This window comes from Acidobacteriota bacterium, from assembly GCA_030697165.1.
In the GTDB taxonomy this organism is placed as follows: Bacteria; Acidobacteriota; Vicinamibacteria; order Vicinamibacterales; family UBA2999; genus 12-FULL-67-14b.
Genome location: JAUYQQ010000007.1, coordinates 1 through 10,790, shown reverse-complemented (window position 1 = coordinate 10,790; position 10,790 = coordinate 1). Strand labels below are relative to the sequence as shown.

7 protein-coding genes are annotated in these 10,790 nt (G+C 66.4%); 1 reads left to right on the top strand and 6 read right to left on the bottom strand.

Annotated features, from left to right (window positions below; all coding sequences use genetic code 11):
* The first annotated feature begins 125 nt into the window (after positions 1–125).
* Entirely contained in the window at positions 126–1,370 is a 1,245-nt protein-coding gene (locus Q8T13_06290; protein ID MDP3717360.1) for a VWA domain-containing protein, read from the top strand.
* Between the two features lie 69 nt (positions 1,371–1,439).
* Here the strand turns inward: Q8T13_06290 and Q8T13_06285 are convergent, their stop codons facing one another.
* The 6 genes from Q8T13_06285 to Q8T13_06260 form a co-directional block, all read right to left on the bottom strand.
* Positions 1,440–2,342 (bottom strand): LysR family transcriptional regulator, encoded by a 903-nt coding sequence (locus tag Q8T13_06285; GenBank protein MDP3717359.1) that lies wholly within the window; start codon positions 2,340–2,342, stop codon positions 1,440–1,442.
* A 59-nt stretch (positions 2,343–2,401) separates the two neighbouring features.
* Positions 2,402–3,280 carry a site-specific DNA-methyltransferase gene (locus Q8T13_06280; GenBank protein MDP3717358.1) on the bottom strand — a complete coding sequence of 293 codons (879 nt, stop codon included), beginning with the start codon at positions 3,278–3,280 and terminating at the stop codon, positions 2,402–2,404.
* Positions 3,281–3,432: 152 nt separating this feature from the next.
* The gene (locus tag Q8T13_06275) at positions 3,433–3,648 is read right to left on the bottom strand and encodes a hypothetical protein (protein MDP3717357.1); all 216 of its coding nucleotides are present in this window, start codon (positions 3,646–3,648) and stop codon (positions 3,433–3,435) included.
* Between the two features lie 246 nt (positions 3,649–3,894).
* Positions 3,895–7,092: a fused MFS/spermidine synthase gene (locus Q8T13_06270; protein MDP3717356.1), complete on the bottom strand. Its 3,198-nt coding sequence runs from the start codon at positions 7,090–7,092 to the stop codon at positions 3,895–3,897.
* Between the two features lie 64 nt (positions 7,093–7,156).
* On the bottom strand, positions 7,157–9,112 hold the full coding sequence (locus tag Q8T13_06265; GenBank protein ID MDP3717355.1) for a DUF2079 domain-containing protein: 1,956 nt from the start codon (positions 9,110–9,112) through the stop codon (positions 7,157–7,159).
* A 136-nt stretch (positions 9,113–9,248) separates the two neighbouring features.
* Positions 9,249–10,790, bottom strand: a 1,542-nt coding sequence (locus tag Q8T13_06260) for a TonB-dependent receptor (GenBank protein ID MDP3717354.1), incomplete at its 5' end; no start/stop codon positions are given.

The window sequence follows — 10,790 nt, the reverse complement described above, 5'->3', positions numbered from 1 at the left end:
GGGGGGGTGGGGGGGGTTGGGGGGGGGGGGTAAGCCCCAACCAGCCCCACCCGCCCGACCCGCCCAACCAGCCCCACCAGCCCCACCCGGCCCAATCAGCCTCAATCCCGTCTTATACTGTCAGCATGAGAACGGCCAGTTTTCGCATTGCCGCCCTTGCCACCCTGGCGCTGTCCACGGCCCTCGGCGCCCAGCAGGCGCCCGCGACTCCGGCGCAGGCCGGCCAGCCGCAGTTTCGCGTGGCCATCGACTACGTCACGACCGACGCCATCGTGCGCAACGGCCAGGATCAGTTTGTCGCGGACCTGACCAAGAACGATTTCGAGATCTACGAAGACGGCGTCAAGCAGGAGATCACGGGCCTGACGCTGGTACACGGCGGCCGCGTGCATAACCTGGCGGCGCCGGTGGCGCCGGCCGCGCGCGAGGGCATCATCCTGCCGCCGTCGCGCCCCAAGAACGACACCGCCGGCCGCATCTTCCTGATCATCGTTGACGACCTGCACCTGGACTTCAGGAACACCGGGCGCATTCGCGACCTGTTCAAGAAGATCTCGAAGACGCTCGTCCACGAAGGCGACATGTTCTCGATCGTCTCGACCGGGCCGTCCTCCCTCGCCATCGACCCGACCTACGATCGCAAGATCCTGGACGAGGCCATCAAGAAGATCACCGGCAACGGGCTGAAGCCGTCCGACATCATCCAGGGGGCCGAGGGCTCGGACGGGCCGAGCGAAGTGCGCTACCGCGCGCACGTCGCGTTCTCGACGGCCTACGACATGCTGTCGCAGATGGAGAAGATCAACAATCGCCGCAAGGCGGTGATTTGGGTGAGCAACGGCTACGACTTCAATCCGTTCGCCGAGGCGCGGCTCGGGGAAGACCCGGTGTTCGGCGGCCGCTTCGGCCAGACGCGCGAAGAGGGACGGGAGGAGCGGGGCTCATACAGTGGCCAGCAGTTCGCCGACGCCGACCTGGCGCGCGAACTGGCGGAAGTGACGCGCACCGCCAACCGCGCCAACGCGACCCTCTACACCATCGACCCGCGCGGCCTGGTGGCCGGCGCCGACCTCGACGAACAGATCGATCCAGTGGAATACAGCGAGCACGTGCGCAAGACGCAGGACAGCATGCGGGTGCTCGCGGAGCAGACCGGCGGTATCGCCGTGGTCAACCAGAACAATTTCGACAAGGCGCTCAAGCGCATCGATGCCGAAACGAGCGACTACTACGTGCTGGGGTACTCGTCCACCAACCCCGACCCGCTGAAGCGCACGCGCAAAATCGAGGTCAAGCTGGTGAACCGGCCGGGCATCAACGTGTGGTCGCGGACGTCGTACTCGCTGCGCCAGTTACCGAAAGCGCCGTAGACGATTGATCGAATCGGACCCATCCGATTCGATCATGCACAAATATGTCGCGTCCGGCTTTAGCCGGACCTAGGGCGACAGCTTCAGCTTCGGCCGCACCCGCTCGAACGCCTTGATCACTTCCTGGACCGCGCGCGGGGTCCGGCTCATCTTGGGGTAGATCCACCCGGTTTCCCGGACCAACGAGCGTCCCTCGATGCGGGCGCAGTGCAGCTGGCCGCTGGTGACGTCGCGGGCCACGGCCTGGTAGGGAATGATCGTGATGCCCAGGCCGTTGCGGACGAGCGCCTTGATGATCTCGACGTTCTCGGTTTCCATCACGATTTGCGGCTCGATCCGCGCCGCCGCGAAGAACTCGTCGATCGAGCGGCGGGTGTTGGAGCCGGGCTCGAACAGCACGAACGGCTGGCGCACCAGGTCCTGCGGCAACACCTTCTTCTTGCGCGACAGGGGATGCTTCGCGGCCGTCACCACCAGCAGCTCTTCCTGGAGCACGGGCACCGTCACCAGGTCGGGCTGGTCCACCGGCAGCGTGAGCAGCGCCAGGTCGCCGGCGCCCGAGCGCAGCCGCGCCAGGCACTGCTCGGAACTACCCGACATCAGCTTGAGCTCGATCTCCGGGTGCTGCCGCTTGAGCTCGGTCAGCAGCGGCGGGAAGACGTACAGGCACACGGTCATGCCACCGAGCAACCGGACCGTGCCGCGCAGCGATTCCTGGCTGTCGGTGATGCCGGCGGTCGTGTCCTTGAGGTCCTGGAACACCCGGTGGCTGAGCTGCAGCAGCGATTCACCCGCCGGCGTGATGCGGATCCGGCGGCCGACCCGCAGGAACACCGGCTCCTTCAATTCATCTTCGAGCAGCAGGATCTGGCGGCTGATCGCCGACTGCGACACGTGCAGCTTGTGGCCGGCGGCCGTGAACGAACCTGTCTCCGCGATGGCTCTTATGATTTCTAGTTGTCGAAGGTCCACGGTACACTCCCAGATTGCATGAGAGCATATATCTCCGGCCGAGATGGATTCAAGGACAACTATGGCCCGCGCTTGTTCCTCAGCACCGCGGTCGCGCGAGCCACCGCCTCGGCCAGGTAGTGCTCGTCGAGCTCGATGCCCACGAAGTTGACCCCCAACTCCGCGGCCGCGACGGCGCTGCTGCCCAGTCCCAGGAAGGGATCGACCGCCAGGCCGACGCGCTCGAGGCCGTGCAGCTTCAGGCAGTACGCCGGCAGCCGCCACGGGAACGTGGCCGGATGCGGCCGTTCCTTGTCGCGGCTCTGGATGGTCTCGTAGGGGATGAACCAGGTATTACCCCGGCAGCGCAGGCCCGAACCGGCCTGTTGCCAGCGCGTCAGGTTCGACCTGTCCTGGTACTTGACGCCGACCGCGCGCCGATCGAGGCGCGTCCGTCCCGTCGGGCTGAAGTGGAACACGAACTCGTGGCAGTCGTTGAGGAAACGGTCGCTGTTGATGGGTTTGTAGTGGCCCACCGCCAGGTCGTCGGCCAGCCCCGATCGGGCGCCCGCCAGGGACTTCTCGATGGCGATGGATTTCACCCAGTGCAGGATGTTCTGGAGTTCCAGGTGCGGCCGCACCGCCTGAGCCACGTCCAGCGCGGTCCAGGGGTCCTTGGGCTTGGAGCCCACGTTCAGGAACAGCGACCCCTCCTGCGCCAGCACCCGTTTCACCGCCTGGATCCAGGCGCCGGTCCAGGTCAAATACTCCGACCGCGGCTGGGTGTCATCGAACGACCGGTACCGGATGCCCAGGTTGTAGGGCGGCGAGGTGACGACCACGGCAACAGAGGCAGGCGAGAGGCGGCCAAGAACGTCGAGGGCATCGCCGTGGAAGAAGCGCAGCCGCTGGCGTCCGCGGCGCAGGTCGGCAAAGGGCTTGGGAAGGCGAGGGGGCACGTCGGTACGATTGTACCGTGGGCATGCGGGATGGTCCGCCTAAAGGCGGACGCTACACGGAATGGTCCGGCTAAAGCCGGACGCTACACGGATGGTCCGGCTAAAGCCGGACGCTACATCGATGTGGTGTCCGCCTTTAGGCGGACCTTTCCTTACGACGCTCGAACGGCCAGTGTGGTCATGGCGACGGCAGCAAACCGCTCGCGCTCGGCCGAGACCGTGTGGTTTCGGCGGTGCGCGTGGCTTTCACAACCCACGCCCTTTTCTTCCACGTACGTGACCTCGCGCGTGCTGGCGACGTCTCGGTAGCGACCGACCACGCACCCGCACGACAGCGTCGAGAATCCGATTATGCGAACGACGCTCATCGAAATACTCCCCCCGATACCGAGTTCTAGCAAAGGCCGTGCCGTTGCCACGGCCGTGTCTTTTCAGTCGTGAAGCCCGGGGCGAGCGATAACAGATGCCCTTGAGCGTGTCACTTCTTACACACTCGATAGGACGGATGTCCACACGCGATTCCGACAAGCAACGCAGGGTTCGGCGAAGTTGGATCAGACTTCAGTCAATTGGATGGGGAACGTGGAGAGGGCAACCGCTTCTGCGGTTGCCCGTCATCGCGGCGATTGCATCGAGGCGAGGCCGTCGCGCGCGGACTGGTTGGTGGGATCGATCGTCAGCGCCTCGGAGAAGTACAGGAGCGCCCGGTCGCGATTGCCGGCCTGGAGCTCGAGCATCGCGAGGTTGGTGTAGGTGCCGGGTTCACGGGCGTCGGCCTTGATCGACGCTTCGAACGCGGCGCGGGCGGCGTCGGCCTGCCCCATGCTCGCGAGGGACACGCCCAGCAGGTTGTGAGCCTTGGCGTTGCCGGGGTCAAAGCTAAGCGCGTTGCTGGCCGCCTGTGCCGCCATGTCGAGCCGGTTCTGCATGAAGAACAGCGACCCGGCGTAATAGTGCGACCAGGTGTTCTTGGGAGCCTCGGCCACCAGGCGCGCCACTACGGGTTCGAGGCGTGCGGCGTCGCCTACGTCCGACAGCACCGACGCCAGTTGCTCGAGGGCCGGCACGTTGCTGGGGTCCTGCTGAAGCAGGCTGAAGGGAATGCGCACGGCCTCGTCCACGTCGCCCTGCGAGGCCAGCACCCGCGACAGTGCCAGTTTCGCCGGCGTGTTGGCCGGCGCCGATGCCAATTTTGTCAGTAACGCCTTCGCATCGTCGATTCGGGTCAGCGCCGCCGCCGACCGAACCAGGCCGTCGAGCGAGACCGGGTCGTAGGCGTCGAGTCCGAGCGCCAGCATGAAGTCGTCGTAGGCCGGCTGGTGGGCGTCGGATCGCATGAACATCACCCCCCGGTTCCGGTGGTTCGCCGCCGTCGCCGCCTGGCCGGCGGCGGTCACCGTCGCGGGCTTCGGGCTGCGGTTAGCCAGTTCACGAAGGTCTGCGGCGTTGTCGTCACGGGCTACGCCGAAGATATGGCGGGGGCCCGAGAACTCCAGGCGAGAGCGGTCGTCGGTTTGCAGTGGGGCGCCGTTCGACCACGCCTTGAGCGCGGCCCCCTGGGCTACGAACAGGGACGTGACCGCGTACGGCTCGGCGGCGCCAATCGACGCCAGATCTTCCGCCACCCCGGGACGATGCCAGTTGGCCGCGAGGCCGGCCACGCGTTCGTCGATCGGCTCGCTCGCCCCAATCAACAGCACGTCGGCCTCGCCGACCAGCCACAGCGACCCCTCGGGAAACACCGTGAGGAAGGTGGCCACGATCGAGCGGAGGTCGTCGCTGCTGATGTCGTAGGTGTGCGCCCACTGGCACAGCATGCCGCCGGGCGCCAGGCGCGCCCTGGCGCCTTCGAAGAACTCGCGCGTAAAGAGCGAGGCAATGCCCGCCATCCACGGGTTCGACGGCTCGGACACGATCACATCGTAGGTTTCGCGGCCGAGCATCAGGTGGGTGCGGCCGTCGCCGACCACCAGGCGCGTGCGCGGGTCGGCGAGGGCTCGGTGGTTCTCGGTTTCGAAGAACCGTGAGGCGTCCACCACTTCAGGCGAGATCTCCAGCACGGTGGCGGCCGCGATGGGATGAGTGAGGGCCGAGCCGAGCGTGACGCCACTCCCCAAGCCGATAATCGCGACCCGTTTCGGATTCGGATGCAGCAACAGCGGCACGTGGGCGAGCAGCCGCTGCGTCAGCATGTCGCCCGCGTTCGAGGCATCCACCTTGCCATCAATCGAGAGTGACACGGTGCCGGCCAGCCGCCGGACGGCGACGGTTCCGCTCGCGCCCTCGCGGTACGAGAGCAGTTCCCCCGCGGCCAACGAGGTCGCCAGGCTGGGCCCGCGCATCGCGGGGGCGTACTTGTACCCGCCGCTCGACAGCAGCAGCCGATCCCACTGCGGCAGGGTGACCCCCGCCAGCAGCACCACGCCCGCGAGGGCGTACCCGGCCAGGCGGCCCCGGCCCTGGCCCGCCGTTACCAGGATTGCGATGGCCGCCACGGCAAGAGTCGCCGCCACGAGACGGATGGTCAGGTGCAGTCCAATCTGCGGTACGAGCACGAAACCGGCCAGCAGGGCGCCGGCAATGGCGCCAATCGTGTTCACCGCATAGATGCGGCCGAGCGATTCGGTGACGGTGTCATCGCTTCCGCCGGCGAGGGCGACGGCAAATGGAAACGCCGTGCCGAACGCGAGGGCCATGGGCAGCAGCAACGCGAGGACCATCAGCCCCTCGCGGGCGAGCACGTCGTTGAATTGGTACTCGGGCCGGGCGACAATTTCGGCAATCGTGAGCAGCGCCCAGTCCACGGCCGATGCCGCCGCCAGTGACAGGGCGGCGCTGACGAGCAAGCCGATCGCGAGACCGACCGAGGCGTGGCGAACGCGCGCCACCAGCCACGAGCCGATCGCGGCACCACCGGCCAGGCCGACGATGAAGATCGCCACGACCAGGCTGAAGGCATAGGTGGTGGGACCGAGAATCTGCACCAGTAGGCGCGTCCACACCACCTGCAGGGTGAGCGAGGCAAACCCCGACGCGCCCAGGGCAAGGGCCGCCAGCCACGGACGGCCTTCAGCCGACGTTCGGAGAGCGGACGCTTTAGCGTCCGCTTTGCCGCGCGAGGCCGCTGCCCGGCGAGGGCTGAAGCCCTCGCCCTCCGAACGTCCCCCGTCCGGCGAATCGTCTGCTGGTATCGATGCGCCGCTGCGCGCGATCGCATACGCGCCCGCGGCCGCCGCCACGTTCAACGCGACGCCGACCCAAGTCGAGCCGCTCAGTCCCAGCGAGGGAATCAGCACGAAGCCAGCGAGCAGAGCGCCGATGGCGGCCCCGAGCGTGTTGGCGGCGTAGAGGCCGCCGGCTTCTTGTGCGGCGTGTGCGGCGCCACGCACCATCCAGCGCGAGGCAATCGGAAAGGTCGCGCCCATCGCCGCCGCCGGCACCGCCAGCAGCATCACGCTGGTGCCGAGCCTGAGCAGCCCGAACGTCGTGCCGCCTTCGCCATCGGCGTACGCGCCCACCAGCAAGGGCCGAAGGGTTTCGAGGGCCACCGGCAGCAGCAGCGCGAGCACCGCGATGGCCAGTTCCAGGCTGGCGTACACCATCAGTGCGCGTTCGGGACTGAGGCGCCCACCCCGGCGGCCGGCGATCGCCGCGCCGACGGCCAGGCCGCCCATGAACGCCGCCAGCACGGTGCTGGCCGCAGCAATGCCGTGTCCCATCTGCAGCGTGAGCAGCCGGGTCCAGACCACTTCGTAAATGAGGGCCGCGGCGCCGGACACCGCAAACAGGAGCAGGAACGCGCTACGCCGCATCGCAGACAGAGTATCAGAGCTAATGTGCCTAGGGTGCCTAGGGTGCCTAGGGTGCCTAAGGTGCCTAAGGTGCTGCAGGCTTGTAGAGCGTCAGGTGCTGGTCGCGCTGCACCTCTTCGAGGCGCCACGCGTTGATCACGGCCTGGGCGGATTCCTCGGGGACGAAACGGGAATCGATCACCACGTAGCCGAGGTCGGTCCCATCGACGAAGCGCGCACCGCGGGCGGTCAACGTGGAGATGTCCTCGGCCGACAGCGGTTGCGGTTCGCTCATCTTCATCAGGATGGCCAGGGTCGGCCGCTCGATTCGCATGCGTTCGGCCCGCTGCTCCGAAATCCGCGAGAGGTAACCCCCAATGATGCGTTTCTCGTGACGGGTCTGGTTGAACTGCGAGCGTGGCCGGAAGTTGCCGATCGACGAGACGCCGTCGCGCACCCCGAACGGCAGGCTCAACACGCGGATGTTGCGCGGGTCGGCGGCGATGGTGTCGTAGACGGGCGAGATGGCCGCCGAGTACAGCGTGCGTGGCGCCGGCCAGAGCTCCATGGCCAGCAGCAGCGCCACGAGCGCCGTGATCGCGCGGCGTCGCTGCGGCCAGCGCTCGCCAAATGCCGCAAGCGCCCCTGCCAGCAGGACCGCCAGACCCAGTGCCGCGACAATGGCAAAGCGGGTGGGTGTGCGCGCCAGGCTCATGGGCGTGATGTAGCGGAACAACGCCCATGGTCCAGGCACGTGCGTGTTGGTGCCCGCCAGGTAGATGAACGGCCCGAGTGCCAACAGGGCGAAGCCGATGGTGATCCACCACCACCCGATCCTGGGACGGAATTTGGCCAGCCAAACGGCCGCCGCGACCACGATCAGGGCCACCCAGCTTAGGGCCGCGGTGTACTCGACAAACTGGGTCGGCGCGGTTGCCTGCTGGTCGCCGAACAGCATCCGCATGACCGGATGATTGGGGTTCGGGGTCACGAACGACAGCAGATCCACACCACCGGGACTGCTGCGCCAGAAAATCTCGGGCCTGACAAAGCGACCGTCGATCATCCCTTCGACGGTGCCATACAGAACCGGCGCCAGCGGGCCGATGCATGCCAGCACGCCGACGATCGCCGCCTTGATTGGCAGCGGGCCGAAATCGGGAACGCGCGTCAGCCTCGGCCGCCACCACACCGCGAGCCGCACCATGACCAGCACGGTCAGCACCAGCACCGGCGTGTAGAGGCTCCGCATGCGGATGCCGACGCCCAACACCTCGAATTCGCCGCCGCGGCCGAGCGCCAAACCGGTAACGAGTCCGCCGATGCAGACGATCAGCACGTCGAGCAGCCACACCCAGGGCCGCCGGGCCGGCGGCGCCGGGGCGCGCGTGAACCGCACTGTGATCGTGATCACGTACAGGATGGTGATCATCACGCAGTACACGCCGTAGTAGGCGTCGCACAGCGCCGCCCACGCCATGCACAACCCGACCAGCGCGGCACTGCCGGCCGTGCGGTGTTTCTCGGCGTGCATGAGGGCCCAGATGAAGGCGGGGAGCGGGGCTGCGGCCGCCAGGCTGAAGTGACCGGTGCTGCGCGCGACCAGCACCGGCGACCAGGCGAACGCGACGCCGGCGATGAACGCCTCGGCCCGCGTGACCGTAAACGCTGCCCGCGCCAGCCCGTAGGTCATGAGCGAAGTCAACACGCTCATCAGCAGGTAGACGAGATTGAAGGACGCGATCACGCCGAACAGCGAGATCAAGGGCAGGGCGAGGAGGTTGAGGAAGACCGTGTAGTTGTGCTGGGACAGGTCAATCCGCTCGGTGAGCGAAAGAATCTGTCCGGTCTCGAACGGGTTGTTGCCCCTCAGCGCTTCATGGTGGAAGACCCACTGGTTCCACACGTACACACTGGTATCGCCGCCGGGATCACCGGTCAGGTGAGTTCCCAGTTGAATGGGCAATGGCCACGTGAAGGCGCTGGCGACCAACACGAAGCCGAGCACGACGGCGAGCAGGGAGGCACGCTCTCGTCGCATAGCAGGCGCACCGCGGTTGTACTACGAATGTAAAGAAATGTTAAGGACCGTTAGGGACGTCGAGCTTCGCGCGTACAAAAAATTAGGGCGAGTGGTTTCCCACCCGCCCTAACTTCCTTACCTGCCCGACCCGCCCTTAGAAGTCGTAGCGGAAGCCGACGCGCATGACGCGTGGGCTGAGGATCGTGAGCACTTCGTTGAAGTTGACCGAGGTCAAGCGCAAGTCGGTGGGTACGCCTGAGTTGGTCAGGTTGAAGACGTCGAACTGGAACGTCATCTTGCCGGCGCGTCCCATGCTGAACGACTTGTCGGCGCGCACATCCATGATCGCGACGGTGGGGTAGCGGTGCGCATCGATTGGCTCGACGCGCACGGTCTGCGTGCTGTCACCGGGGAACGCCACGCTGATCGTGCGGCCGTACTGCTGGCCGCTCTGGACCTTCCACGATCCGGAGAAGCCAATGTCCCAGGGCATGGTGTAGCGGCCGATGACCTTGTAGTTCCAGGTCGTCGATGTTTCCATGCCGTTCTCGTCGCCAAACAACCGGCGCGCCGGCCGGTAGGCGGCCGCGCTGGTGAGGCGGCCGTAGCCGGTGGTGTCGTGCAGCATTGTCGACCAGGTGTAGCCGACCGACGACAGCATCATCCACTTGCCCGAGAAGCGGCGGTTGACGCCGAGTTCGACCGTCTGGAAGTCGGCATCGCGGAAGTCGCTGTTCGTGTAAAGACGGTCCGTACCAATCGTTGCCGGACGGTCGAACGTCTGGAACGTCTGGTTGTCGGCCGTGGTGGCCAGGTTGTTATCCGGACCCGGATCGACCAGTGTGTAAGGGATCGTGTAGGCCGGCGTACGGATCGCATCGATCTCGCCCCACACATTACGCATGTTCTTGTAGACATACGAGGCGCGACCCGAGAACGAGTTGCTGATTTCGCGCTCCAGATTGACCGACACTTCGTTGCTGGTCGGCCGCTCGATGTCGCGGTCGATCCGCACGAAGCCGCCGCCGCCCTGGGTCGAGTTGAACGCACCCAGTTCGGCCGGGCTGTCCACCAGGCGGTTGCCGTTCAAGTCGCACTGCGTCGTGCGGGTGGCCGTGCAGGGCAGGAAGGCGTAGCGCAGCTGCGCGCGACCCACCGGGTTCTCCAGGTCGGCCAGCGTATCGGCCGAGTTCCAGCGCGACTGGCCCGCGAACACCTTTAGCACCGTGCGGTTATCGCCGGTCAGGTTGTAGGCGAGTCCAAGGCGCGGAACGAATGTCTTCGTGCTGGCCACCGTGCGGGCCTCGACGGTGCGCGGTGCGATGAAGTCGAGGTAGCGCTGGTCGGTGAAGCCCGCCAGTGCCGGGATACCGTTCGGCGTGAATTCCTGATCCTGCCAGCCGTCGGTATAGGCCTCGAAGCGCACGCCGAGGTTCAACGTCAGGCGGTCGTTCAGCTTCCACGTGTCGTTGATATACGCCGCGTTGTAAACGACGTCGTTGATGCCCGTGACCGGTGTGTTGTACAGGTCCACCTGCGCCGTCACGCCGTTGGTGTCGCGGTAGAAGATGTCGAACGGCTGGTCGCGGAAGAGGCTGCGGCGATCGCGCTTCCAGTCGTAGCCCATCTTGAAGTCGTGGCTGCCCTTCCAGCCGTCCTGGAAGTACGACAGCGTGGTGTAGAACTGGGGCTTGTA

What these genes read in the sequence shown, in the direction of transcription:
- Q8T13_06290 (MDP3717360.1), top strand. Translation starts at nt 126, where the DNA reads ATGAGAACGGCCAGTTTTCGCATTGCCGCCCTTGCCACCCTGGCGCTG.
- Q8T13_06275 (MDP3717357.1), bottom strand. Translation starts at nt 3,648, where the DNA reads ATGAGCGTCGTTCGCATAATCGGATTCTCGACGCTGTCGTGCGGGTGC.
- Q8T13_06270 (MDP3717356.1), bottom strand. Translation starts at nt 7,092, where the DNA reads ATGCGGCGTAGCGCGTTCCTGCTCCTGTTTGCGGTGTCCGGCGCCGCG.
- Q8T13_06265 (MDP3717355.1), bottom strand. Translation starts at nt 9,112, where the DNA reads ATGCGACGAGAGCGTGCCTCCCTGCTCGCCGTCGTGCTCGGCTTCGTG.